Source organism: Pseudomonas entomophila (assembly GCF_013523165.1).
Lineage (GTDB): Bacteria > Pseudomonadota > Gammaproteobacteria > Pseudomonadales > Pseudomonadaceae > Aquipseudomonas > Aquipseudomonas entomophila_A.
Genome location: NZ_JAAMQI010000013.1, coordinates 58,711 through 82,903, shown reverse-complemented (window position 1 = coordinate 82,903; position 24,193 = coordinate 58,711). Strand labels below are relative to the sequence as shown.

Genomic DNA, 24,193 nt, shown 5'->3' with positions numbered 1-24,193 from the left:
GTCATGGGTTCAGAACTTGTAGCCGATACCGACCATGTAGACCCATGGGTCCACTTCGACGTTGACCTTGGTCTTGCCCACGCCCAAGGCGCTGGGGCCATCGATCGAGGCCTTGGTGTTGATGTCCACGTACCAGACGGCAGCGTTCACCAGCAGGTGATCGGTCAGCATGTAGTCCATGCCCAGCTGCCCGGCCAGGCCGACCGAATCCTGCATTTTCAGGTTGCGAAAGCCCTGGGCCTTGCGCGTGCTGCTGAGGTCTTCGTCGAAGAACATCGTGTAGTTGATGCCGATGCCTGCATACGGCTGGAAGCGCGACGACGCATCGAGCGGGTAGTACTGCAGCGACAGGGTCGGCGGCAGCTGCTTGATATCTGCCAGCTTGCCATCCAGGCCGGCGCCCAGCCCCTTGACCCCGACCGTGTGCTGGAACGGTGTGGCGGCCAGCAGTTCGACGCCGACGTGCTCGGTCAGCATGTAGCCGAGGGTCAGGCCCAGTTGCGTGTCGCTGTCCAGGGTCGCCTTGGTGCCGGAGACCTTGGCGCCATCGAGCTTGAGTTCGCCGCTGTCTTCGTTCGGGGCGGTGACGATGGCGCCGGCGCGCAGGATGACGTCACCCGGTTGATAGGCATGCGCCACGGGCGCTGCGAGGGCCAGGGCTACGAGCGAGGCGCCGAGCAGGGACTTGTTCATGGGGGCTCCAGAAAGGACGTGAATAATCGAGGGGCCCCATGGTAAGGAGGCGACTGCGCCAAACGTTTGATCCAGCTCAAGGAACCGGGCTGTAAACCGCGGCGTAGACGCTATTTCAGCTCGTACGCGTAGATCTTGTCCGCCTCCATCTGGTAGCCCGCCTGCGCCAGCTCGCTGGCGACCGACTTCACCTGCAGACGGCCTTCGATCCAGTAGGGCTGGTAGAGGTCTTCGAGACGCACGCCCATTTCACTGACCACGTGCACGATCTGGTTGGCCGGTGGCGGTGGCACATGGATGCAGGCGCCGTAGTACGGCACCAGCAGAAAGCCCGTGGTCCGGCCTTCCTCGCTCACCTCCAGCGGCACGATGTAGCCCGGCAGCTTTACCGTCTGACCGTCCAGGGCGTTCACCACCGGCGCATCGGGCGCCGGTTGCTGGGCGGCCGGTGCCCCTTCGCCGCCCAGTGCACTGCCCAGTTGCGACAGATCGTGCAGCGGCGCCATCTGCGGCACGATGACCGGGGCACCTTCGGGGATCAGTTGCGGCCAGTCCAGCTCACGGGGTTCGGCCGCCCAGAGCGGCGCCATGGCCAAGACCAGTACCATCGACAGCACACGACGCATGACGACCCTCACAGGTGGATGGACAGGCCATCGGCCAACGATTGCCGGTAGGCACGCCAGGCCGGCACGCTGCCCATCAGCAGGGCCGCGCCCAGGATGATACCCAGCAAGGCCCATTCATGGGTGCTGGGCCAGGCCAGGGGCAGGAACAGTCCGTAGTGGGCCTGGACATACCCTTGCGCCAGCGCGATGCCAAGGTAGAGCAGGGCCAGCCCGGCCAGGATACCGACCAGGGCCAGGGCCAGCGCTTCGAGCACCAGCAGCCCGGCGATGTGCCAGGGGCGAGCGCCGACCGAACGCAGGATGGCCATTTCCCGGCGTCGCTCGTTGAGGCTGGTGAGGATCGCCGTGAGCATGCCGATCAGCCCGGTCAGGACCACGAACAGCGAGACCACGAACAGCGCCTGCTCGGCCGTGCTCATCAGGCTCCACAGCTCCTGCAGGGCGACGCCGGGCAGGATCGCCAGCAACGGCTCGCCCCGGAACTCGTTGATCTCGCGTTGCAGGCTGAACGTGGCGATCTTGCTGTTGAGGCCCAGCATGAAGGCGGTGATGGCCGCCGGCTGCAGGTCCATCGCGCGGGCCTGGTCGGCGCTGATCCGCCCGGCGCCGCGGGCAGGGACACCGTTGTGCCAATCGACGTGGATGGCCTCCATGCCGGCCAGGCTGATGTGCAGGGTACGATCGACCGGCGTGCCAGTACGCTGCAGGATGCCGACCACCGTGAACGGCTTGTCGTCATGCTTGACCAGGCTGATCGCGGCCACGCCATGGGCCAGCACCAGGGTGTCGCCCAGCGTGTAGTGCAGCGCTTCGGCCACGTCGGCGCCGAGCACCACCTCGAACGGGTCATTGGCGAAAGGGCGGCCCTGAGCGAGGTGCAGGGGCTGCTGGCGCCCATAGCGGTAGTGGTCGAAGTAGGCGCCCGTGGTGCCCATTACCCGATAGCCGCGGTGCGAGTCGCCCAGGGAGATCGGAATGGCCCATTTCACCCGCGGGTCGTTGGCGTAATGGGTGTAGCTGTCCCAGCGAATGTTGTTGGTGGCGTTGCCGATGCGAAAGACCGAGTACAGCAGCAGGTTCACCGACCCCGAGCGCGCACCGACGATCAGGTCGGTGCCGCTGATGGTGCTGGCGAAGCTGGTACGGGCTTCGGTGCGCACCCGCTCGACCGCCAGCAGCAGGCACACCGACAGGGCGATGGCGAAAGCGGTCAGAAATGCGGTGAAGCGCCGGTTGGCCAGGCTGGCCAGGGCAAGGCGGAGCAGGTACATCAAGCCTCCTGGTGCGTACTGGCGCGGTTGAGTTCGGCCAGGGACAGATGACGGTCGAACAGCGGGGCCAGGCTCTGGTCGTGGCTGACGAACAACAGGCTGGCACCGGCTGCCCGGCACTCGGCGAACAGCAGTTGAAGGAAGGCTTCGCGCGTGTCGGCATCCAGTGCCGAGGTCGGCTCGTCGGCGATGATCAGCTCCGGCTGGCCGATCAAGGCGCGGGCGGCGGCGACCCGCTGCTGCTGGCCGATCGACAGGTTGTCGGCACGCCGCGTCTGCAGCGCCTCATCCCCCAGCCCCAGGTGCGTCAGCAAGGCGCGGGCGGCACGTTCCACGCTGCCATGCCGCTGCGAAGCGCGTTCGGCGCGGCTGCGCGAGAAGCGACAGGGCAGCTCGACGTTTTCGCGCACCGACAGGAACGGCAGCAGGTTGAACTGCTGGAAGATATAGCCGGTGTGATCGACCCGGAAGCGGTCCCGAGCGCCCTGGCCCAGGGCCTCCAGCGGTTGGCCGAGCAAGCGTACGCTGCCGCGGTCCGGTCGGTTGACGCCGCCCAGCAGGCCCAGCAGCGTGGTCTTTCCACTGCCACTGGGGCCTTTGAGAAACACGGTTTCGCCTGCATGCAGGTCGAATGCGGCGATGTCCAGCAGAGGGGGCTGGCCTGGCCAGGCAAAGGACAGGTCGCGCAACTGGATCAGCGGCGTGCCCATGTCAGAACGCGACCGTGGCCTGGGTTGCGGTGGCGTCCTGGCCCTTCTGACCGTTGGGGCCGATGAGCTGAACGTGCAGCGTGCGCGTGCCCGGGAAATGCTGGAACAAGGGCGTCAGGTCGAGCTGGGTCAGGGCGCCCGGCGTGGTGCAGGTCCAGGCGTAGTGAGCCTGGATGTCGCTGTGCTCATGGGCGTGCTCCTGTTCGTCGCCGGCAGGTTCACTGTGCTCATGCTCATGCTCATGAGCCGCCGTGCCGAACAGGGGGCTTTCCAGCGTCTGGCGCGAAACGCTGCAACCGGCGGCGGCGTTCAGGGCGAACAGGGTCTGGGGATCGGCCAGCTGCTGGCGCACGTGGGCTACCTTGGCCTTGTCCGCTTCGGAGGTGGCGGCATGCTCGAAGCCGACCAGGTTCATCGCCGGGCTGTCCAGCGCCAGTTCCAGCGTGTTGCCATCGAGTGCCACGTTCAGGCTGGCGACCCCATGTTCATGGGCGCCGAGCGTGCTATGTTCGTGGTCACGCGCGTCGTGCGCAACGGCAGTCAGGGGCAGCAACGCAACAGGCAGGGCAAGCAGCAGACGACGCATGGAAAACTCCGGGCACGGTGGGTGTTGCGTAATGTTATAACAAGGTTCGCGTAAGTTGCCAGTGTGTCTGGCACAGGCCGTCGCTGCATGGGAGCATGCCTGCTCCGCGAACAGGAGGTGCGACATATGAGAATTCGAGGCCAGATCGGGCCATGGCCAGTGGACCTGACGATCGAGCTGGACCCGGCCGAGTGGGCCCAGGTGAACGGATCAGGCGAAACGGTGCCTGTCAGCCCGGTTTCCTCGGCAACGCCACCGCCCGTGCAGCGCCCGGACGATGCGCAATGGCAAGCGGCCTGCGCCGTGCTGGCCCAGGCCGGACACATGCCCGGCCCTGCCTTGCTGGAGAGCCTGGAAGGGCTGGCCGGCAGTACCGCTGCCGGCAAGCGCCTACTGGTGCGGCTGCGGCACAACCCCAGCGTGCGTGTGGAGAGCGGCGTGGATGCGCCGATCTACCACTGGGTCGAGTGAGCGATCAGTACAGGGCCGCGAACAATTTGCGTCGATAGGTGCCGACCAATGGATGATCGTTGCCCAGCAGCTCGAACACCTGCAGCAGCGTCTTGTGCGGCAGACCGTCGCCATAGCCCCGGTTACGCTGGAACAGCTTGAGCAGGCCCTCCAGGGCCGCCTCGTACTGCTGACGCGCCAGCTGCTGGATGCACAGCTGGTAGGCGGCTTCGTCGTCGCCCGGGTTTTGCGCCAGTCGCGTCTTGAGGTCGGCAGCTTCGGGCAGGCTGGCGGCCTGGCGCAGGAAGGTCAGCTGGGCCTTGGCGCCGGCCAGGGCGGCCTTGTGCTCGTCGGTCTTGACCGCGTCCAGCACCGTCTGCGCTTCACCCAGCTCGTCACGCTCGGCCAGGCAGCGGGCGTAGTAGATCAAGGCCTCGGCGTTGCTGTTGTCTTCACCCAGGAGCGCGACCAGGACCGCTTCGGCCTCGGCGAAGCGGCTTTCGGCGAACAGCGCCTTGGCCTGCTCCAGCGGCGAGGCGGCAGGCGCTTCGGGCAATGTCACATGGGGTTCGAGCAGGGCACGAATCGCCGATTCCGGCTGCGCGCCGGAGAACCCATCGACCGGTTGGCCATCCTTGAACAGCACCACCGTCGGCAGGCTGCGGATACCCAGCTGCGCGACGATCTGCTGCTCGGCGTCGCAGTCCATCTTGGCCAGCAGCAGCTCGCCCTGATAGTCCTCGGCGATCTTGGCCAGCAGCGGCATCAGCGCCTTGCACGGTGCGCACCATTCAGCCCAGAAATCCACCAGGACCGGCTTGTGGAACGAGTTCTCGATCACCAGCTGCTCGAACGTGGCGTCGGTGGCATCGAAAATGTACGGCGTCTCTTGGCTCATCGCAGTTCTCGCAAATCCTTGAATGGCACCACTATAAAGGCTCGCCGCTGGCGTGGTACAGGCTGACGCGGCGGAATTCGTGCGGCTCGGCCAGGTCCGGCAGGGTCAGGGCCTCCAGCGTGCCCAGCGCTCGATAATGCCGGTGATCGAAATCGCGGACCCGCGAGTCCGCCACCAGGGTGTCACGGCCTCGGCGTGGGAACTGGTCGAGCAAGGGGAGGTTGGCGCGGTCGTACAGCACATCGGCCGCCAGGATCAGGTCGAAGCCGTCCTGCTGCCCGAAAAAGTCCTCGCTGTACTGCAGCTCGACATCATTCAGCGCGGCGTTGGCCTGACAGGCACGCAGCGCCAGCGGGTCGAGGTCGCAGGCCACCACTTCGCGGGCACCGGCCCGGGCGGCGGCGATCCCGGCGATGCCCGAGCCGGCCCCGACGTCCAGCACGCGCTTGCCCCGTACCCACTGCGGGTGCTCGGCCAGAAAGCGCGCCAGCGCCAACCCGCTGGCCCAGCAGAAGCCCCAGTAGGGCGGTGCCTCGAGGATGCGCTGCGTCTCCTCGGGGCTGAACGCGCGGTCCATGGCCTGCGCATCGATCAGCCACAGGGCCAGGTCGCACCCTGGAAGCGCAGTGACCGTCAGCCGTGCCTGGTCGATGACCTCGCCCAGGGCGCGTTGCAGGCTGTCCAGGCCCGTCAAGGCGCGCGTTCGAAACGCAGCGGGCCGGTCGCCTGGGTCTCGGGGCGCAGCAACGGTTGCGAGGGCAGGTGCAGGATCAACTGCCCCGACTGACTGGCGCGTCCGCGCAACTCGACCCGTGCATCGGCCGGGAACGCCTCGGGGTTGAAGCGCAAGGCGTAGGGCAGCGGCTGCCCGGTGCCGGTCAACGTGCTGCTGGCCAGCAGCCGCTGGGGCCGGCCGCGCGTGTCGATCACCAGCAGGGCCAGCTCGACCTCGGCACCCGTCGGCACCTCCAGCAGCGTGCCGCTCACCTCGCGCTGGTAGGCCGGCAGTGGCCCTGGGGCCTTGGGCGCGTCGGCGACCTTGGTCGGTGATGGGATGGGCGCCGGCTCAGGCTTGGGGCGGTCGCTGCCACAGGCGGCGAGCAGGCAGGCAAGGCTGAGCACGACGAGCGCGCGATGGTGCATGGGGAGATCCTTCACGGGCAGATTTGACCGGATGGTACCGCCTTTGGCTTGTCTTGCCAGTGGGATGCGCTACCATGGCCCTCCCTTTTTTTGTTGCCTGCCACCATGCACTGTCCATTTTGCGGTGCCAACGACACCAAGGTCATCGACTCGCGCCTGGTTGCCGAAGGCGAACAGGTTCGTCGCCGGCGCGAATGCGTGGCCTGCGGCGAGCGTTTCACCACCTTCGAGACCGCCGAACTGGTACTGCCGCGGCTGATCAAGCAGGACGGTACGCGCCAGCCCTTCGACGAGGACAAGCTGCGTGCCGGCATGCAGCGCGCGCTGGAAAAGCGCCCGGTCAGCGTCGAACGCCTGGAAGCCGCGCTGGCGCACATCAAGCACCGGCTGCGGGCGACGGGCGAGCGCGAGGTCAAGTCGCTGGTGGTCGGCGAACTGGTGATGGCCGAGCTGCGCAAGCTCGACGAGGTGGCCTACATCCGCTTCGCCTCCGTCTACCGCAGCTTCCGCGACCTCGAAGAATTCCGCGAAGAAATCGACCGACTGGCCCGCGAGCCGGCCAAAGAGTGAGCATGTCCAGCCAGACCGCGACCCTCGACGTCCAGTACATGGCCCGCGCCCTCGAACTGGCGCGCAAGGGGCTCTACAGCACCCACCCCAACCCCCGGGTCGGGTGCGTGATCGTGCGTGACGGCGAGGTGGTGGGCGAGGGCTGGCATGTCCGTGCCGGCGAACCCCATGCCGAAGTCCATGCGCTGCGCCAGGCTGGCGCGCGTGCGCAGGGGGCCTGTGCCTACGTCACCCTCGAGCCGTGCAGTCACCAGGGGCGCACCCCGCCGTGCGCCAACGCGCTGATCGAGGCCGGTGTGGGCCGGGTGGTGGCGGCCATGCGCGACCCCAACCCCCAGGTCGCCGGGCAAGGCCTGCAGCGCCTGGCCGAGGCGGGCATCGAGGTGCACAGTGGCGTGCTCGAGACACAGGCCCGGGCGCTCAACCCCGGCTTTCTCAAGCGCATGGAGCGCGGTCTGCCGTTCGTTCGCGCCAAGCTGGCCATGAGCCTGGACGGCCGCACCGCCATGGCCAGCGGCGAAAGCCAGTGGATCACCGGGCCTGCCGCGCGCAGCGCCGTGCAACGCCTGCGTGCCCGCTCCAGCGCCGTGTTGACCAGCGCCGCCAGCGTCTTGATGGACGGTGCGCGGATGACCGTGCGTGGCGCCGAACTGGGTCTGGACGCCGACAGCACCGCACTGGCCCTGTCGCGACCGCCGGTGCGGGTGTTGATCGACGGGCGCCTGCGCCTGCCGCTGGAGGCACCGTTCTACCAGGCCGGCCCGGCGCTGGTGGCGACCGCGCTACCGGTCGACCCCGCCTACGCCGAGGCCGGCCACGAACTGCTGAGCCTGCCCGGCGAGGCAGGGCGCGTCGATCTGTCGGCCTTGCTGAACGTCCTGGCCGCGCGCGGCCTGCACGAGGTCCTGCTCGAAGCCGGCGCCGGCCTGGTCGGCGCCTTCGCCCAGCTGAACGCGATCGACGAGTACCAACTGTTCGTCGCCGGCACCTTCCTGGGTTCCACCGCGCGCCCCTTGCTCGACTGGCCCCTGTCGCGCATGGACCAGGCCCCCCGGCTGACCATCACCGATGTGCGCGCAGTGGGCGATGATTGGCGCATCACGGCCATCCCCCAGGCGGTCGTCGGCGTATAATCGCCGACACGCCGTACACGCCTTGCCCCGAGGAGGACTCATGTTCACAGGCATCATCGAATCGATCGGCAGTATCCGCAACCTGTCTCCACAGGGCGGCGACTACCGCGTTCATGTCCAGACCGGCAAGCTCGATCTGGGCGACGTCAAGCTGGGCGACAGCATCGCCGTCAATGGCGTCTGCCTGACCGCCGTGGAGCTGCCAGGCGACGGTTTCTGCGCCGACGTCAGTCGCGAGACGCTGGCCCGCACTGCCTTCACCGAGCTGAAGAACGGCAGCCGGGTCAACCTCGAGAAGGCCCTGACGCCCACCACCCGCCTGGGTGGTCACCTGGTCAGCGGCCATGTCGATGGCGTCGGCGAGATCATTTCGCGCAGCGATAACGCCCGCGCCATCCAGTTCCGCGTACGCGCACCCAAGGAGCTGGCCAAGTACATCGCCCACAAGGGCTCGATCACCGTCGACGGCACCAGCCTGACGGTCAACGAGGTCGATGGCGCCGAATTCGAGCTGACCATCGTCCCGCACACCCTGTCCGAAACCATCATGGCCGACTACCGCCCAGGGCGTCGGGTGAACCTTGAGGTCGACCTGCTGGCCCGTTACCTGGAGCGCCTGCTGCTGGGCGACAAGGCTGCCGAGTCGAGCAAGGGCAGTGGCATCACCGAAAGCTTCCTGGCCGCCAACGGCTACCTGAAATCCTGATTGAGAAGGGGGTGCCGCGTGGCGCTCGACAGTATCGAAGAGCTGGTGGAAGACATCCGCCAAGGCAAGATGGTCATCCTGATGGATGACGAAGACCGCGAGAACGAAGGCGACATCATCATGGCCGCCGAGTGTTGCCAGGCCGAGCACATCAACTTCATGGCCAAGCACGCCCGTGGCCTGATCTGCATGCCGATGACCCGCGAGCGCTGCGAAACGCTCAAGCTGCCGCTGATGGCACCACGCAACGGCTCGGGCTTCGGCACCAAGTTCACCGTGTCGATCGAAGCCGCCGAGGGCGTCACCACCGGCATCTCGGCCGCCGACCGTGCCCGCACCGTGCAGGCCGCCGCCGCCCGCGACGCCAAGGCCGAGGACATCGTCAGCCCGGGGCACATCTTCCCGCTGATGGCCCAGCCTGGCGGCGTGCTGGCGCGCGCCGGCCACACCGAAGCGGCCTGCGACCTGGCGCGCATGGCCGGGTTCGAGGCCAGTGGCGTGATCTGCGAAGTGATGAACGACGACGGCACCATGTCGCGCCGTCCGGAGCTGGAGGCGTTCGCCGCCCAGCACGGCATCCGCATCGGCACCATCGCCGACCTGATCCACTACCGCATGATCCACGAGCGCACCGTTCAGCGTGTCACCGAGCAGGTGATGGACACCGAGCTGGGCCCGTTCAACCTGGTCACCTACCGCGACTCGGTCGAAGGCGACGTGCACATGGCCTTGACCCTGGGCGATATCCGCGCCGAGGAACCGACCCTGGTGCGCGTGCACAACATGGACCCGCTGCGCGACCTGATGCTGGTCAAGAGCCCGGGCCGCTGGAGCCTGCGCGCCGCCATGGGCGCCGTGGCCGAGGCTGGCAGCGGCGTGGTGCTGCTGCTCGGTCATCCGCTGGACGGCGACCTGCTGCTGGCGCACATCCGCGAAGCCGCGGGCGAGGCGCAGCCCAAGACGCCGACCACCTACAGCACCGTCGGTGCCGGCTCGCAGATCCTGCGCGACCTCGGTGTGCGCAAGATGCGCCTGATGAGCTCGCCGATGAAGTTCAATGCGATATCCGGATTCGATCTGGAAGTTGTAGAATACGTGCCCTCCGAGTGAGGCGAGCGCTGCGATCGCCTCGCCGCTCGTGGCAAAACCCTTTTTGCAGGCCGCTCATTGGCGGCCTCGCTCTTTAAGATGAGAACACCCGAATGACCCTGAAGACCATCGAAGGTACCTTCATCGCCCCCAAAGGTCGCTATGCCTTGGTGGTTGGCCGTTTCAACAGCTTCGTCGTCGAAAGCCTGGTCAGCGGCGCCGTCGACGCCCTGGTGCGCCATGGTGTGGCCGAAAGCGAGATCACCCTCATCCGTGCCCCAGGCGCCTTCGAGATCCCGCTGGTCGCCCAGAAGATCGCCCAGAAAGGCGAGTACGATGCGATCATCGCCCTGGGCGCGGTCATTCGGGGCGGTACCCCGCACTTCGAATACGTGGCCGGTGAATGCACCAAGGGCCTGGCCCAGGTGTCCATGGAATTCGGCGTACCGGTCGCCTTCGGCGTGCTGACCGTCGACTCCATCGAACAGGCCATCGAGCGTTCCGGCACCAAGGCCGGTAACAAAGGCGCCGAAGCGGCCCTGTCGGCCCTGGAAATGGTCAGCCTGCTGGCGCAGTTGGAGGCCAAGTGATTAGCGACGACAGCGATCGTTTCAACCCGCGTGAGCCCAAGCCTGCGGATGCCGGCAAGCCGTCCAAGAGCCTCAAGCGCCGCGAAGCGCGCAAGCTCGCGACCCAGGCGCTGTACCAATGGCACATGGCCAAGCATTCGCTGAACGAGATCGAAGCGCAGTTTCGCGTCGACAACGACTTCACCGACATCGATGGCGCCTACTTCCGCGAGATCCTGCACGGCGTGCCGGCGATCAAGGGCGAGATCGACAGTGCCCTCACGCCTTGCCTGAACTTGACGCTGGACGAGCTGGACCCGGTGGAACTGGCCGTGCTGCGCCTGTCCACCTGGGAGCTGATCAAGCGCGTCGACGTGCCTTATCGCGTGGTCATCAACGAAGGCGTGGAGCTGGCCAAGGTCTTTGGCGCCACCGACGGACACAAGTTCGTCAACGGTGTGCTGGACAAGCTGGCCCCGACGTTGCGCGAAGCCGAAGTCAACGCGGCGCGGCGCTGAGCGTGGCGCCGATCGCCCATGGGTGAGTTCGAGCTGATTGCCCGCTTCTTCGCCGCCGCGCGTTGCGCGCGGGGCGGGGAGGGCGTGGCCCTGGGCATCGGCGACGATTGCGCCTTGCTCGATGTGCCGGTGGGCGCCTCCCTGGCGGTGTCCACCGACACCCTGGTGGCGGGCGTCCACTTTCCCGCCGCATGCGACCCGCATGCGCTCGGCCAGCGCTCGCTGGCCGTGGCGGCGAGCGACCTGGCGGCGATGGGCGCGACCCCGCTGGGCTTCACCCTGGCGCTGACCGTGCCGCAGGTCGACGTCGACTGGCTGGCCCGTTATGCCGCCGGCCTGGACCAGATGGCCGGGCAGTGCGGGCTCAGCCTGGTAGGCGGCGATACCACACGGGGCCCGCTGAGCCTGACCTTGACGGTGTTCGGCCACGTTCCACGGGGCCAGGCGCTCACCCGCCATGGCGCCCAGGTCGGTGACCTGCTCTGCGTGGGCGGCAACCTGGGCAACGCGGCCGGTGCCTTGCCGCTGGTCCTGGGCGAGCGCCAGGCGCAGCCCGCGGTGGCCGAACCCCTGCTGGGGCACTATTGGGCGCCCTCGCCACAGTTCGCCCTGGGCCAGGCCTTGCGCGGTCAGGCCAGCGCGGCCCTGGACATCTCCGACGGTCTGCTCGCCGACGGTGGCCACATCGCCAAGGCTTCCGGGTTGTGCCTGGAAATCAACCTTGAGCGGCTGCCGTTGTCCGATGCCTTGACGGCCCTGCTTGGGCAAGATGCTGCACGCCAGGCCGCCCTGACCGGCGGTGATGACTACGTCCTGCTCTTCACGCTGCCGCCTGCACAGCTATCCTGTCTGGAGCAGGCCGGCCTGCCCGTGCAGGTCATCGGGCAGGCGGTCGCCGGCCAGGGGGTACGCCTGCTGGATGCGCAGGGCCACGACATCACCCCGACGCAACGGGGCTATCAACATTTCAGGGGGACCCCGTGACCGACCATCCGAACCAAGTGCCCGCCGAATTCGTACCGCCCTCGGTCTGGCGCAACCCATGGCACTTCATCGCCTTCGGGTTCGGCTCCGGCACCCTGCCCAAGGCACCAGGCACCTGGGGCTCGCTGGTGGCGCTGCCGTTCGTGCCGCTGTGGCAAATGCTGCCGGACTGGGGCTACTGGCTGCTGCTGGGAATCACCATGCTGTTCGGCTTCTGGCTGTGCGGCAAGGTCGCTACCGACCTGCGGGTGCATGACCATGAAGGCATCGTTTGGGACGAGATGGTCGGCATGTGGATCACCCTCTGGCTGGTGCCTGAAGGGTGGCCGTGGCTGGTGGTGGGCTTCTTGATGTTCCGCTTCTTCGACATCCTCAAGCCCTGGCCGATACGCTGGATCGACCGGCACGTGCATGGCGGTGTGGGGATCATGCTCGACGATGTGCTGGCGGGTGTGTTCGCCTGGCTGGCCATGCAGGGCCTGGTGTGGTGGTTGGCCTGATACGCGAGGTGGCGCGATGGTCATGAGGTACCTGCTGTTGTGTCTGGCATTCATGGTCGGCAACCCGCAGGCCATGGCCGCAGCGCTTCCCGAGCAGATTCGTCTGGTCAGCGAGGCATGGATCGACTACACCAACGCCGATGGCACCGGCCTGGCCTGGGATGTCCTGCGCAAGGTGTACGAACCGGTCGGGATCAAGGTCGAGGCCCAGAGCGCGCCGTACAGCCGTGCGGTGGGGCTGGTCACCCGTGGCCAGGCCGACGCCTGGGTCGGTGCCTATCAGGGCGAGAAGGGCTACCTCTACCCACGCTGGCATTTCGACATGGACCACATCTATGTCCTGGGCCTGGCCAACCGCCCGGAACCCACCCTGCAGACCCTCGGGCAGTACCGCCTGGCCTGGGTGCGCAGCTACGATTTCAAGCACTACCTGCCCAACGTCGACCAGTTTCGAGAGATCCAGCGGCGTGAGGGCATCCTGCCCATGCTCGAGCATGACCGTGTGGACTTCTACATCGATTCGCTCACCGAGGTCGACTACGTGCTGGAGCAGGCGACCGACAAAAGCCTGTTCCGCCGCAGTCACCTGACCGAGCTGCCACTGTACCTGGCGTTCGGCAACGGCCCGGACAGCCAGGTGCTGCGCGACGTGTTCGACGAGCGGATGGAAAAGCTGGTGCGCAGTGGAGAGCTTCGGCCGATCTTCGAGCGCTGGAAACAGCCTTATCCATTCACGCGGCAGAGCCGTCCTCAGTGAGGCCTCTCCCCATCAGGCTCCCGGCACGTCACTCGACACCCTTGATCGAAGGGTTCGATACATCCGCACAGGATCCTGCTCGCGCACACCGCGCGCCCTGCTGATACAATCGCCCTCACGTGAAATTCCAAGTTACCAATCAGGAGCACAACGTGCCCGTCGTTTTCGTCGCCGCCTCCAAACTCCCCACGCCTTTCGCGACCTTCACCATGCATGGCTTTCTCGATGAGGCCACGGGCCGCGAACACGTGGTGCTCAGCTTGGGTGATGTGGCCGATGGCAAGCCCGTCCTGGGGCGGCTGCATTCCGAATGCCTGACCGGCGATGCCTTGTTCAGCCAGCGCTGTGACTGCGGCTCACAGCTCGAAGCGGCCCTCCAGGCCATCGCCCGTGAAGGTCGCGGCGTGCTGCTGTACCTGCGCCAGGAAGGCCGGGGCATCGGCCTGCTCAACAAGATCCGGGCCTACGAGCTGCAGGACGGCGGTGCCGACACCGTCGAGGCCAACGAGCGCCTGGGGTTCGCTGCCGATCAGCGCGACTACGCCATGTGCCTGCCGATGCTCGAGCACCTTGGCGTGACGTCGCTGCGCTTGATGACCAACAACCCGCGCAAGGTCAAGGCCTTGGGTGGCATGGGCATCGTGGTGGCCGAACGGGTCCCGCTGCACACTGGCCACAACCCGCACAACAGCCATTACCTGGCGACCAAGGCCGGCAAGCTGGGGCACATGATGGGCAATGAACATCAGGGGGAAGTGCCGTCGGCGTGAAGCATCCGTGACGGGGCTGCGCCCGTCCGGCAAGGGTCACGTCGAGACGTGTCCAGGAAGAAGGGACGCCTGAACTGCAGGCGTCCCTGTCGGTGCCGGCCCCGATCGGGACTGGCCTCAGAGGCCGAGCAAGGCCATCCGCGCACGTACGGCGGCTTCGATGCCGGGCGCGTCCAGGCCACATTCGGCCAGCATCTGCGACGGCTTGGCGTGCTCGACGTAGAGGTCCGGCAACCCCAGGTGCAGCAGGGGCTTGACCAGCGCCTCGCGGGCCAGGAACTCACCGACCGCCGCGCCCGCGCCGCCCATGATGGCGTTTTCCTCGACCGTCACCAGCAGCGCATGGCTGCCGGCCAGCTCGCGGATCAGGGCCTCGTCCAGCGGTTTGACGAAGCGCATGTCGACCACCGTGGCGTCCAGCGTCTCGGCCACTTTCAGGGCCTCGGCCAGTTGCACGCCGAACACCAGCAGCGCGACGTCCTTGCCTTCGCGGCGTACCACACCCTTGCCGATCGCCAGAGGCTCCAGGTCGCCGCTGATCAGGGCGTTGGGGCCGTTGCCGCGTGGGTAGCGCACCGCCGCCGGGCCTTCGTAGAGGTAGCCGGTGCTGAGCATCTTGCGCAGCTCGCCTTCGTCGCTCGGCGCCATGATCACCATGCCAGGGATGCAGCGCAGGAAGGACAGGTCGAAGCTGCCGGCGTGGGTCGGCCCGTCTTCGCCCACCAGGCCGGCGCGGTCGATGGCGAACAGCACGTCGAGGTTCTGCACGGCCACATCGTGGATCAGTTGGTCGTAACCGCGCTGCAGGAAGGTGGAGTAGATCGCCACCACCGGCTTGGCACCCTCGCAGGCCATGCCGGCCGCCAGGGTGACGGCGTGCTGCTCGGCGATCGCCACGTCGAAGTAGCGCTCAGGGTGACGCTCGCTGAACGCCACCAGGTCCGAGCCTTCCTTCATTGCCGGGGTGATGCCGACCAGCCGTGCATCGGCGTCGGCCATGTCGCACAGCCACTGGCCGAACACGGCCGAGTATTTCGGGCCGGTCGCCTTGCGCGGCGCGACGGGCGGCGCGTTGGCCGGCTCCAGCTTGGTGATGGCGTGGTAGCCGATCGGGTCGACCTCGGCAGGCGCGAAACCCTTGCCCTTCTTGGTCACCACGTGCAGGAACTGCGGCCCCTTGAGGTCGCGCATGTTGCGCAGGGTGGCGATCAAGGTCGGCAGGTCATGCCCGTCGATCGGGCCGATGTAGTTCCAGCCCAGCTCCTCGAACAGCGTGCCCGGCACCAGCATGCCCTTGGCGTACTCCTCGGTGCGGCGGGCGATTTCCCAGGCGCCTGGCAGGCGCGAGAGGACTTTCTTGCTGCCCTCGCGCATGCTGGTGTAGGTGCGGCTCGAGAGGATCTTGGCCAGGTAGTTGGACAGACCGCCGACATTGCGCGAGATCGACATGTCGTTGTCGTTGAGGATCACCAGCATGTCGGCGTCGACTTCCTGGGCGTGGTTGAGCGCCTCGAACGCCATGCCGGCAGTCAATGCGCCGTCACCGATCACTGCGATCGACTTGCGCGGATCGTTCTGCAGGCGGGCGGCGATGGCCATGCCCAGCGCAGCGCTGATCGAGGTGCTCGAGTGACCGACGCCGAAAGTGTCGTACTCGCTCTCGACCCGGCGCGGGAAGGCGGCGACGCCGTCCTTCTGACGCAGGGTATGCATGCGCTGACGTCGCCCGGTGAGGATCTTGTGCGGATAGGCCTGGTGGCCGACGTCCCATACCAGCCGATCGTCGGGCGTGTCGAAGACGTAGTGCAGGGCGATGGTCAGCTCGATCACGCCCAGGCCGGCGCCAAAATGCCCACCGGTTTCACCGACGCAATAGAGCAACTCCTGGCGCAATTCATCGGCCAGGGTCTCCAGGTCGGCTTCGGCCAGCCGGCGCAGACCGACGGGCGTGTCGGCACGGTCCAGCAGGGGCGTGACCGGGCGTTCGCGGGGAATCTCTTGAAACGTCGTGGGCATCAGGCGAATCGTTATAGGTGTGAAGTGGCGGCAGTTTAACCCATTGAGGGAAAACTGCCCATTTTGCCAGCGCCTCCGACGACCAGCCGCCGAGGGGCGCCAGGACGAGGGGGTGATGGGCTCAGTGACGGCGCTCGACGATGTAGCAGGCCAAGGCCCGCAGCGGCTCGGCAGACTCGCCGAAGCCTTCCAGTGCGACCAGGGCCTGGTCGCGCAGTTCCGCGGCGTAGGCCTTGGCCGCCGGCAGGCCCAGCAGCGCCGGGTAGGTCGGCTTGTCGCGTGCCAGGTCGGCGCCCTGGTGCTTGCCCAGTGTCGCCGTGTCGCTCTCGATGTCGAGGATGTCGTCCTGCACCTGGAAGGCCAGGCCGATCGCCTGGGCGTAGGCCTGCAGCGACGTCAGCTGGCTCGCGCTGGCACGACCGCTGGCCAGGGCACCGAGGCGTACGCTGGCTTCGATCAGGGCGCCGGTCTTGTGCCGGTGCATGTACTCCAGGGCCTGCTGGTCGAGCTTCAGGCCCACCGAGCCCAGGTCGATGGCCTGGCCGCCGACCATGCCCGCCGAACCGGCCGCGTCGGCCAGGGCACGGACCATGGCCAGGCTGGTCTCGGCATCCTGGGTGTTCAGGCGCGGGTCGAGCAGGGCGCTGAAGGCCAGGCTCTGCAAGCCGTCGCCGGCCAGGATCGCGCAGGCTTCGTCGAACGCCTTGTGCGTGGTCGGCTGGCCCCGGCGCAGGTCGTCATCGTCCATGGCCGGCAGGTCGTCGTGCACCAGCGAGTAGGCATGGATCAGCTCCACCGCGCAGGCCGCGCCGTTGGCGCGCTGACCCTCGGCGCCCAGGGCTTCGCAGGCGGCGTAGGCCAGCAGCGGGCGGACCCGCTTGCCACCGTTCATGACGCTGTAGCGCATCGCGGCGTACAGCCGCTCGAGTTCGGGCGACGGAGCCTGGAACAGCGGCTCCAGGGCAGCGTCGACCTGGGCCTGGCATTTGGCCTGGTAGGCGGCGATCATGCCGTCGGTTCCGCATCGAACGGCTCGGCCGCCAGCGCACCGTCGCGCTCGAGCAGGACCTGCACCTTCTGCTCGGCCTGCGACAGCGCGCCCTGGCACTCACGGGTCAGGCTGATGCCCTGTTCGAAGGCGACCAACGAATCCTCGAGCGACAACTCGCCGTTTTCCAGGCGTTCTACCAGCGCTTGCAGCGCGGCGAGGGATTGCTCGAAATCGATGGACGCTTTTTTACGGGCCATGGCGGCTGTCTCGTGGCTGTGGTGAACGCCGCGACACTAGCAGAGCGGCGCAGGGTGAGCAAACGCGCCGGGCGCTCGTCAGACCACCGCTTCGGCCTGCCGTGCGCGCAGGGCCAGGCGATAACGCGCCAGTTCCTCGATGGTCAGCACCGGCAGGTCATGCTGGCGCGCATAGGCGGCCACCTGCTCGCCACGGGCCATGCTGCCATCGGGGTTCATCAGTTCGCAGAGCACCGCTGCTGGACGCAGACCGGCCAGGCGAGCTAGGTCGACCGAACCTTCGGTGTGGCCGCGGCGGGTCAGCACGCCGCCGTCGCGTGCCCGCAGCGGGAACACATGGCCCGGGCTGACGATGCGTCGCTCGCTGGCGCTGGAGGCCAGCGCGGCCTGGATGGTGGTGATCCGGTCCTGGGCCGAAACGCCGGTGGTGATGCCTTCGGCCGCCTCGATGGTCACGGTGAAGCCGGTGCCGTGGCGCGCCTGGTTGTGCTGCACCATCGGCGCCAGCGCCAGCGCATCGACGGTGGCTTCGTCCAGGCACAGGCAGACGATGCCGCTGCAGTCGCGGATCATCATGGCCATGGTCTGCAGCGAAATGTTCTCGGCGGCCGCGATGATGTCGGCCTCGTCCTCGCGATCGTCGTCGTCGAGCAACAGCACGGGCCGGCCGGCCCGGAAGGCGGCAAGGGCGGCGGTGACGTTGGGGCAGTGCAGGGGGTGTGCAGTGGACATGAAACGCTCCTCGGTGAGATGAACGTCCCGGGGCGAGCAAAACGCGCGCAAAGGTACACGAAGGCCTTTGCCTGACGCCTTCTTTCATCCGGACTATGACCGTCGGCCCTGGAATCTCACCAGGTCTGCTGACCCTTGGCATGGCCAAGGCGCTCGCGGGCTCGTCTGTCGACTTACCGCCGGTGGGGAATTGCACCCCGCCCTGAAGACCGGGCAAGCATACCCCACGCCGGTACCCGCCTGGCAAGGCGGGGGCGTACGACCTTGGGAGAGCATCGGGGCACGAAAGGACTTTCAGCCAGACCTGCGCCTTGCAAGATCAGCCCTCAGTCCCCCTGTGGGAGTCCGCCAGTTCAGCCCGCCGCCTTGGCGCCGCGCTGTCGCGCAGAGAACATGGCGATAGCTGGCAGTGCTCAGATGCTGTGTCGCTGATCGATTTCTGGGACCGCTTTGCGGTCCATCGCGGCCGGTCCGGCGCCCCGGCAGGGGCCGCTTCTACACCCGTAGCCGCACCACGGCATCGCAGGCAATCGCGGTCCCTGTGGGAGCGGCCCCCGTGCCGCGATCGGCCCCGCAGGGGCCGCTGCATCAGCCTGCGCCATGCCACCTCCGTGCAACGACCGATCCAGGACGATCAATCACCCACGTCTTCCACCCTCAGCGCGACAACCGCTCCACCACATACCCCAGCGACGCCGGCAGCATCGGCCCGTGCCCCAGCCCCTCGAACACCTTCGACTCCACCGTCACCCCCGGTGCCTCGGCTAGCGCCGCCTCCAACCGCCGTGCACCGGCCTCGGCGTCAGCCTTCGACACCTGCCCCGGTGGCACGCCCTCGGCACTGCCTTTCATCAGCAGCAGGCGAGGGTGCTGCCCGGCCAGGCGCTGCTCCAGCCCGGCTGCATCGGCCACCACCGCGCCCTGGCGCCACCACAGCGAGGGGCTGGCCGCGGCATAGTCGGTGAAGGCGCCAGGCCGGGTGAACAAGGCATGCAGCACGGCCAGCCCCCCGTACGAGTGGCCCCACAGCGTCTGGTGCCGTGGATCGAGTGGCACGCGCTGGCTCACCTCAGGGCGCATGCGCTGTTCGAGCAGGTCGAGAAAGGCCTCGACGCCACCGCTGGGCAGGCCGGTGAGCGGATCGCGCTGCTGCGCCAGGCCACCCACCGACGGCGTGTAGTCCAACGTCCGGCCCTCGCGGTCGATGCGGGCCTCGGTGCGGTAACCGACGGCGATCAGCACCGGTGCCTGCCCGGCCGCCAAGCCGTCCAGCTGCTCGGGCGACAACGCCCCGATCGCCGCGTTGCCATCGAGCATCCACAGGGCCGGATAACCCGCTGCCGGTGCCGGGCGCTTCGGTATGCCGATCCACAGCTGGTAATGCCGCTGGCCGTCGACGGCGTCCACGGTCAGGGTGCTGAAGCGGTAGGCCAGGTCGTCACGTTGCAGCACGGGCGCCTCCATCGGCTGTCCAGGGGTCGGTTGCGCCAGGGCGGTCGGCAGCACGGCGGCCAGGGCCACCGACAGCGCCAGGGAAAACAGGGAAGCTTTCATCGAATACGCTCATGGGGGTGAAGAAACGCCAACGCCCGCACGGCATTCATTGCCGTGCGACGGGCACGCTCGCGTAAAACGCCGTGGATTGCAAATGCCAGGCCTCCCGGGGCAGATGCCCGACCTGGCCTCGTTACGAAAATTTTACGGCCACGCCCTTGCCTGGCAATCGATCCTTTACGCCCCTCGCCCGAATACTCCAGGCCTGTCCCTCGCCCTGTCAGGAGCACCCCATGGGCCCCGTCGAAATCTTGTCCCTGCTGGCCGCCACGGCCCTGTTCATCTACCTCGTGATCGCGCTGCTGCGCGCCGACCGGACGTGAGCCATGCACAGTCATGAAATCCTCTTGATCGGCCTGTTCCTGGTGCTGGTGATCCTGCCGGCGCCCTGGCTGGGCCGTTTCTACTACCGGGTCATGGAAGGCCAGCGTACCTGGCTGCACCCGGTGCTGGCGCCGCTCGAGCACGGCTGCTACCGGCTGGCGGGCGTCGATGCGCAGCAGGAGCAGCGCTGGCAGCGCTATGCCCTGGCCTTGCTGGCGTTCAACCTGGCCGGTTTCGTGGCACTGTTCGGCCTGCTCATGCTGCAGGGCCTGCTGCCGCTCAACCCGCAAGGCCTGCCGGGCCTGGACGCGGCGCTGGCGTTCAACACCGCGGTCAGCTTCGTCACCAACACCAACTGGCAGGCCTACAGTGGCGAGGCGTCGCTGAGCTACCTGAGCCAGGCGCTCGGGCTGGGGGTGCAGAACTTCGTCAGCGCCGCCACCGGGCTGTGCGTGCTGGTGGCGCTGTGCCGGGGCATCGCCCGTCGCTCGGCGAGTACCGTGGGCAACGCCTGGGCGGACCTGACCCGCGCCACGCTGTACGGGCTGCTGCCGCTGAGCCTGCTGCTGGCCGTACTGCTGCTGTGGCAAGGCGTGCCACAGAACCTGGCCCCCTATGTCGAGGCCCATACCCTGCAAGGCACCGTGCAGCACCTGCCGATGGGGCCCGCCGCCAGCCAGGTGGCGATCAAGCAGCTGGGCACCAACGGCGGCGGGTTCTTCGGGACCAACTCGGCCCACCCCTTCGAAAACCCGACGGCCTGGAGCAACCTGTTCGAGCTGGTAGCGATCCTGTTGATCCCGGCGGCACTGGTGTTCACCTTCGGCCACTACGTCAAGGACCTGCGCCAGAGCCGGGCGATCTTCGCCACCATGGGGGTGCTGCTGTGCCTCGGTGGCGGCGTGGCGTTGTGGGCGGAGACGCAACCGCTGACCGGACTCGACCCCAGCCTGATCCAGGCCGCCGCGCCGCTGGAGGGCAAGGAGGCCCGCTTCGGCAGCCTGGCCACGAGCCTGTGGGCGGTGGTCACTACGGCCGCGTCCAATGGTTCGGTCAATGGCATGCACGACAGCCTGAACCCGCTGACCGGCCTGGTGGCGATGGTCAACATGATGCTTGGCGAGGTGGTCTTCGGCGGCGTCGGCGCCGGGCTCTACGGCATGTTGCTGTTCGTGCTGATCACTGTGTTCCTGGCCGGCCTGATGATCGGCCGCACGCCCGAGTACCTGGGCAAGAAGCTCGGCGCCCACGAGGTCAAGCTGCTGGTGGCGACCTTGCTGGTGATGCCGGTCGGTGTGCTGGTGCTGGGCGCCATCGCCGCCAGCCTGCCCGGCATCGACGCGGCCCTGACCAACCCGGGGCCGCACGGCTTCAGCGAACTGCTCTACGCCTACACCTCGGCCACGGCCAACAATGGGTCGGCCTTCGCCGGCTTCAACGCCAGCAGCACGCTGCACAACCTGCTGTTGGGCCTGGCGATGCTCATCGGCCGCTTCGGTTACCTCCTGCCCGTACTGGCCCTGGCGGGCAGTCTGGCGGCGAAGAACGCCGCGCCGGCCGGCCAGGACACGTTCCCGACCCATGGGCTGCTGTTCGTGGTGCTGCTGACGGTCACCGTACTGGTGGTCGGCGGCCTGACTTTCCTACCGACCCTGGCCCTGGGGCCGGTGGCCGATCACCTGAGCGTCGCGCGTTGAGGACTGCCATGAACCTGCCTGTAGAACCTACCCGTGAGGGCGCGCCCGTCGCGCCCGTGGCCCGGACGCGACTGTCGGCGCTGTGGCGTCCGGCATTGTGGCAAGCGTTCGTCAAGCTCGACCCTCGCCAGTTACGGCGTTCGCCCGTGATGCTGGTGGTCGCGGCGACGGCGCTGTTCGCCACGCTGCTGTGCCTGCTGCCCAACGACGCCGTGCCGGTGTCGGTCGGCGTACAGATCGCGGCGTGGCTGTGGTTCACCGTGTTGTTCGCCAACTTCGCCGAAGCCCTGGCCGAAGGCCGGGGCAAGGCACGCGCCGACAGCCTGCGGGCGGGCAGTGTCGACCTGCAGGCCCGCCGCCGCACGGCCCAGGGGACCTTCGAATCGGTCTCGGCGACCACACTGCGTCAGGGCGACGTGGTACGGGTCGAAGCCGGTGAGCTGATCCCCGGCGATGGCGACGTGCTCGAAGGCATCGCTGCCGTCGACGAGGCGGCCATCACCGGGGAGTCGGCGCCGGTGATTCGCGAGTCCGGAGGCGACCGTTGTGCAGTCACCGGCAACACCCGGCTGGTGTCCGACTGGCTGCTGGTGCGCATCACCGCGAACCCGGGCGAGTCCACCCTCGACCGCATGATCGCCCTGGTCGAAGGCGCCCGTCGGCAGAAGACCCCCAACGAAACCGCCTTGGACATCCTGCTGATCGGGTTGACGCTGATCTTCCTGCTGGTGGTGGTGACCTTGCAGCCGTTCGCCGCCTTCGCCGGGGGCGCGTTGCCGCTGCTGTTCCTGGTGGCGCTGCTGGTCACCCTGATCCCGACCACCATCGGTGGCCTGCTGTCGGCCATCGGCATCGCCGGCATGGACCGCCTGGTGCGCCTCAATGTGATCGCCAAGTCCGGGCGTGCGGTGGAGGCGGCCGGTGACGTGCACGTGCTGCTGCTGGACAAGACCGGCACCATCACCTTCGGCAACCGTCGTTGCACCGGGTTGTATGCGGCGCCGTCAATCAGCAAGGCCGAGCTGGCCGACGCCGCCTTGCTGGCCTCGCTGGGCGACACCACGGCCGAAGGCCGGTCGGTGGTGAGCTACGTGGAACAGCTGGGCGTGGCGGGGTATCCGCAGCCGCAAGGCGCCACGCCGATACCGTTCAGTGCCGAGACGCGCCTGTCCGGCCTGGACCTGGCCGGCCATCGCTACCGCAAAGGGGCGGTGGACGCGCTGCTGGCGTACCTGGGCAGCACCCGAGCCGACGTGCCGGACAGCCTGGCGCGTGAGGTCGGGCGGATCGCCCAGGCCGGGGGCACGCCCTTGCTGCTGGCGTGCGACGACCGGCTGATCGGCGCCATCGAGCTGACCGACGTGGTCAAGCCGGGCATCCGCGAACGGTTCGAGGCCTTGCGGCAGATGGGCATCCGCACGGTGATGGTGACCGGCGACAACCCGCTGACCGCTGCCGCCATCGCCGCCCAGGCCGGGGTCGACGATGTGATCGCCGAAGCCACGCCGCAGAAGAAGCTCGAACGCATCCGCCAGGAGCAAGGCCAGGGGCGGCTGGTCGCCATGTGCGGTGACGGCGCCAACGATGCGCCAGCGCTGGCCCAGGCCGACGTCGGCATGGCGATGAACGAAGGCACCCAGGCGGCGCGCGAGGCCGCCAACATGGTCGACCTGGACAGCGACCCGACCAAGCTGCTCGACGTGGTGCGCATCGGCAAGGAGCTGCTGATGACCCGCGGTGCACTGACCACCTTTTCGGTGGCCAACGACGTGGCCAAGTACTTCGCCCTCCTGCCAGCCTTGTTCGCCAGCCTCTACCCGCAGCTGGACGTGCTCAACGTCATGCGCCTGCACAGCCCGCAGAGCGCGATCCTGTCGGCGATCATCTTCAACGCCCTGATCATCATCGCACTGATCCCCCTGGCGCTACGCGGCGTGCGGCTGCAGGCGCGCTGCGCTAACGACCTGCTACGGCGCAACCTGCTGATCTATGGCGTGGGCGGGCTGCTGGTGCCGTTCGCCGGCATCAAGCTGATCGACCTGGCGCTGACTGCCCTTCACCTGGTTTGAGGAACGTCCCATGAACACCGTACTGCGTCCTGCCGTCTGCCTTCTGGCCGCGCTGGCCCTGCTGACCGGGGTCGCCTACCCGCTGCTGGTCGGCACCATCGGGCGTTTCGCCTTCCCCGAGCAGGCCCAGGGCAGCCTGGTACGCGACCTTCACGGCCAGGTGCTGGGCTCGACACTGATCGCCCAGGCGTTCACGGGCGATGCCTGGTTTCACCCGCGGCCCTCGGCGGGTGCCTTCGCCACGGTCGCCAGCGCCGCCAGCAACCTGGCGAGCACCCACCCCGCGCTGCACCAGCGTCTGCAGGCGCAGGCCGGGCAGCTGATCGGGCAGGGCCAGGGGCCGGTGCCGCTGGCGCTGCTGACCACCTCCGGCAGCGGCCTGGACCCGGACCTTCCGCCCGACGCGGCGTTGTGGCAGGTTAAGCGCATCGCCGTCAGCCGTGGCCTGGACGCCGCCGTACTGGACACCTGGGTGCGCCAGCAGGTACGCACGCCGTGGGTCGGCCCGCCGGTGGTCAACGTGCTGGCCTTGAACCTGGCGCTGCAACAGCGCTGGCCCCTGATGCCCCGATGAGGA

The 24,193-nt window shown here is 67.8% G+C and carries 28 protein-coding genes and 1 riboswitch; of the genes, 15 read left to right on the top strand and 13 right to left on the bottom strand.

The window, feature by feature from the left end:
* Positions 1-9 precede the first annotated feature (9 nt).
* The 5 genes from G7Z99_RS12435 to G7Z99_RS12415 form a co-directional block, all read right to left on the bottom strand.
* Positions 10-693 carry an OmpW/AlkL family protein gene (locus G7Z99_RS12435; protein WP_181094226.1) on the bottom strand — a complete coding sequence of 228 codons (684 nt, stop codon included), beginning with the start codon at positions 691-693 and terminating at the stop codon, positions 10-12.
* A gap of 110 nt (positions 694-803) precedes the next feature.
* Positions 804-1,319 carry a DUF3299 domain-containing protein gene (locus tag G7Z99_RS12430; RefSeq protein WP_181094224.1) on the bottom strand — a complete coding sequence of 172 codons (516 nt, stop codon included), beginning with the start codon at positions 1,317-1,319 and terminating at the stop codon, positions 804-806.
* Positions 1,320-1,327: 8 nt separating this feature from the next.
* Positions 1,328-2,593: an ABC transporter permease gene (locus G7Z99_RS12425; RefSeq protein ID WP_181094222.1), complete on the bottom strand. Its 1,266-nt coding sequence runs from the start codon at positions 2,591-2,593 to the stop codon at positions 1,328-1,330.
* Positions 2,593-3,303 (bottom strand): ABC transporter ATP-binding protein, encoded by a 711-nt coding sequence (locus G7Z99_RS12420; protein WP_181094220.1) that lies wholly within the window; start codon positions 3,301-3,303, stop codon positions 2,593-2,595. Before G7Z99_RS12420 ends, G7Z99_RS12425 begins: the two co-directional genes overlap by 1 nt.
* A 1-nt stretch (position 3,304) precedes the next feature.
* Complete coding sequence (locus tag G7Z99_RS12415; protein ID WP_181094218.1) at positions 3,305-3,889, bottom strand: DUF2796 domain-containing protein; 585 nt, start codon at positions 3,887-3,889, stop codon at positions 3,305-3,307.
* A 126-nt stretch (positions 3,890-4,015) separates the two neighbouring features.
* Between G7Z99_RS12415 and G7Z99_RS12410 the strand changes: the two genes are divergently transcribed.
* Positions 4,016-4,360, top strand: coding sequence for a hypothetical protein (locus G7Z99_RS12410; RefSeq protein ID WP_181094217.1), 345 nt, complete (start codon positions 4,016-4,018; stop codon positions 4,358-4,360).
* Between the two features lie 4 nt (positions 4,361-4,364).
* On the opposite strand, the gene trxA is transcribed toward G7Z99_RS12410, so the two are convergent.
* Genes trxA through G7Z99_RS12395 form a run of 3 tightly spaced genes read right to left on the bottom strand, consistent with a single transcriptional unit; the run spans position 4,365 to position 6,380 of the window.
* Complete coding sequence (gene trxA, locus G7Z99_RS12405) at positions 4,365-5,237, bottom strand: thioredoxin (protein WP_181094216.1); 873 nt, start codon at positions 5,235-5,237, stop codon at positions 4,365-4,367.
* A 31-nt stretch (positions 5,238-5,268) separates the two neighbouring features.
* Entirely contained in the window at positions 5,269-5,922 is a 654-nt protein-coding gene (locus G7Z99_RS12400) for a class I SAM-dependent methyltransferase (RefSeq protein ID WP_375139152.1), read from the bottom strand.
* A 5-nt stretch (positions 5,923-5,927) separates the two neighbouring features.
* Positions 5,928-6,380: a YbaY family lipoprotein gene (locus G7Z99_RS12395; RefSeq protein WP_181094214.1), complete on the bottom strand. Its 453-nt coding sequence runs from the start codon at positions 6,378-6,380 to the stop codon at positions 5,928-5,930.
* A 105-nt stretch (positions 6,381-6,485) separates the two neighbouring features.
* Between G7Z99_RS12395 and nrdR the strand changes: the two genes are divergently transcribed.
* The 10 genes from nrdR (at position 6,486) to ribA (ending at position 13,976) form a co-directional block, all read left to right on the top strand.
* Positions 6,486-6,950: a transcriptional regulator NrdR gene (gene nrdR / locus G7Z99_RS12390; protein WP_060395555.1), complete on the top strand. Its 465-nt coding sequence runs from the start codon at positions 6,486-6,488 to the stop codon at positions 6,948-6,950.
* Between the two features lie 2 nt (positions 6,951-6,952).
* Positions 6,953-8,083 carry a bifunctional diaminohydroxyphosphoribosylaminopyrimidine deaminase/5-amino-6-(5-phosphoribosylamino)uracil reductase RibD gene (gene ribD, locus G7Z99_RS12385; RefSeq protein WP_181094213.1) on the top strand — a complete coding sequence of 377 codons (1,131 nt, stop codon included), beginning with the start codon at positions 6,953-6,955 and terminating at the stop codon, positions 8,081-8,083.
* 40 nt (positions 8,084-8,123) lie between these two features.
* Positions 8,124-8,789, top strand: coding sequence for a riboflavin synthase (locus G7Z99_RS12380; protein ID WP_181094212.1), 666 nt, complete (start codon positions 8,124-8,126; stop codon positions 8,787-8,789).
* Between the two features lie 18 nt (positions 8,790-8,807).
* The gene (gene ribBA / locus G7Z99_RS12375) at positions 8,808-9,899 is read left to right on the top strand and encodes a bifunctional 3,4-dihydroxy-2-butanone-4-phosphate synthase/GTP cyclohydrolase II (protein WP_181094211.1); all 1,092 of its coding nucleotides are present in this window, start codon (positions 8,808-8,810) and stop codon (positions 9,897-9,899) included.
* A 92-nt stretch (positions 9,900-9,991) separates the two neighbouring features.
* A complete protein-coding gene (gene ribH, locus G7Z99_RS12370; RefSeq protein WP_060392348.1) occupies positions 9,992-10,468 on the top strand; it encodes a 6,7-dimethyl-8-ribityllumazine synthase in 477 nt (158 codons plus the stop codon).
* Complete coding sequence (gene nusB / locus G7Z99_RS12365) at positions 10,465-10,965, top strand: transcription antitermination factor NusB (protein WP_181094209.1); 501 nt, start codon at positions 10,465-10,467, stop codon at positions 10,963-10,965. The genes ribH and nusB overlap by 4 nt, the downstream gene beginning before the upstream one ends.
* An 18-nt stretch (positions 10,966-10,983) precedes the next feature.
* On the top strand, positions 10,984-11,949 hold the full coding sequence (gene thiL / locus G7Z99_RS12360; RefSeq protein WP_181094207.1) for a thiamine-phosphate kinase: 966 nt from the start codon (positions 10,984-10,986) through the stop codon (positions 11,947-11,949).
* On the top strand, positions 11,946-12,449 hold the full coding sequence (locus G7Z99_RS12355; RefSeq protein WP_181094205.1) for a phosphatidylglycerophosphatase A family protein: 504 nt from the start codon (positions 11,946-11,948) through the stop codon (positions 12,447-12,449). The genes thiL and G7Z99_RS12355 overlap by 4 nt, the downstream gene beginning before the upstream one ends.
* A 16-nt stretch (positions 12,450-12,465) precedes the next feature.
* Entirely contained in the window at positions 12,466-13,206 is a 741-nt protein-coding gene (locus G7Z99_RS12350; protein ID WP_181094203.1) for a substrate-binding periplasmic protein, read from the top strand.
* Positions 13,207-13,358: 152 nt separating this feature from the next.
* Positions 13,359-13,976, top strand: a complete 618-nt coding sequence (gene ribA, locus G7Z99_RS12345) for a GTP cyclohydrolase II (RefSeq protein WP_181094201.1) — start codon at positions 13,359-13,361, stop codon at positions 13,974-13,976.
* A 117-nt stretch (positions 13,977-14,093) separates the two neighbouring features.
* Here the strand turns inward: ribA and dxs are convergent, their stop codons facing one another.
* From dxs to G7Z99_RS12320, 5 genes are all read right to left on the bottom strand, one after another.
* Positions 14,094-15,992 (bottom strand): 1-deoxy-D-xylulose-5-phosphate synthase, encoded by a 1,899-nt coding sequence (gene dxs / locus G7Z99_RS12340; protein ID WP_181094199.1) that lies wholly within the window; start codon positions 15,990-15,992, stop codon positions 14,094-14,096.
* Positions 15,993-16,113: 121 nt separating this feature from the next.
* Positions 16,114-17,001, bottom strand: a complete 888-nt coding sequence (locus tag G7Z99_RS12335) for a polyprenyl synthetase family protein (protein WP_181094197.1) — start codon at positions 16,999-17,001, stop codon at positions 16,114-16,116.
* The gene (locus G7Z99_RS12330; RefSeq protein WP_181094195.1) at positions 16,998-17,240 is read right to left on the bottom strand and encodes an exodeoxyribonuclease VII small subunit; all 243 of its coding nucleotides are present in this window, start codon (positions 17,238-17,240) and stop codon (positions 16,998-17,000) included. Before G7Z99_RS12330 ends, G7Z99_RS12335 begins: the two co-directional genes overlap by 4 nt.
* 78 nt (positions 17,241-17,318) lie before the next feature.
* On the bottom strand, positions 17,319-17,972 hold the full coding sequence (gene ribB, locus G7Z99_RS12325) for a 3,4-dihydroxy-2-butanone-4-phosphate synthase (protein ID WP_181094193.1): 654 nt from the start codon (positions 17,970-17,972) through the stop codon (positions 17,319-17,321).
* Between the two features lie 72 nt (positions 17,973-18,044).
* A riboswitch (FMN riboswitch) is annotated at positions 18,045-18,186 on the bottom strand.
* A gap of 443 nt (positions 18,187-18,629) precedes the next feature.
* The gene (locus G7Z99_RS12320) at positions 18,630-19,526 is read right to left on the bottom strand and encodes an alpha/beta hydrolase (protein WP_181094191.1); all 897 of its coding nucleotides are present in this window, start codon (positions 19,524-19,526) and stop codon (positions 18,630-18,632) included.
* A gap of 233 nt (positions 19,527-19,759) precedes the next feature.
* Between G7Z99_RS12320 and kdpF the strand changes: the two genes are divergently transcribed.
* The 4 genes from kdpF to kdpC are packed head-to-tail and all read left to right on the top strand — an operon-like array spanning position 19,760 to position 24,190.
* Positions 19,760-19,849: a K(+)-transporting ATPase subunit F gene (gene kdpF / locus G7Z99_RS12315; protein ID WP_181094189.1), complete on the top strand. Its 90-nt coding sequence runs from the start codon at positions 19,760-19,762 to the stop codon at positions 19,847-19,849.
* Positions 19,850-19,852: 3 nt separating this feature from the next.
* Entirely contained in the window at positions 19,853-21,547 is a 1,695-nt protein-coding gene (kdpA, locus tag G7Z99_RS12310) for a potassium-transporting ATPase subunit KdpA (protein ID WP_181094187.1), read from the top strand.
* Positions 21,548-21,555: 8 nt separating this feature from the next.
* Entirely contained in the window at positions 21,556-23,616 is a 2,061-nt protein-coding gene (gene kdpB / locus G7Z99_RS12305) for a potassium-transporting ATPase subunit KdpB (protein WP_181094185.1), read from the top strand.
* A gap of 10 nt (positions 23,617-23,626) precedes the next feature.
* Positions 23,627-24,190: a potassium-transporting ATPase subunit KdpC gene (kdpC, locus tag G7Z99_RS12300; protein ID WP_181094183.1), complete on the top strand. Its 564-nt coding sequence runs from the start codon at positions 23,627-23,629 to the stop codon at positions 24,188-24,190.
* Positions 24,191-24,193: the final 3 nt, after the last annotated feature.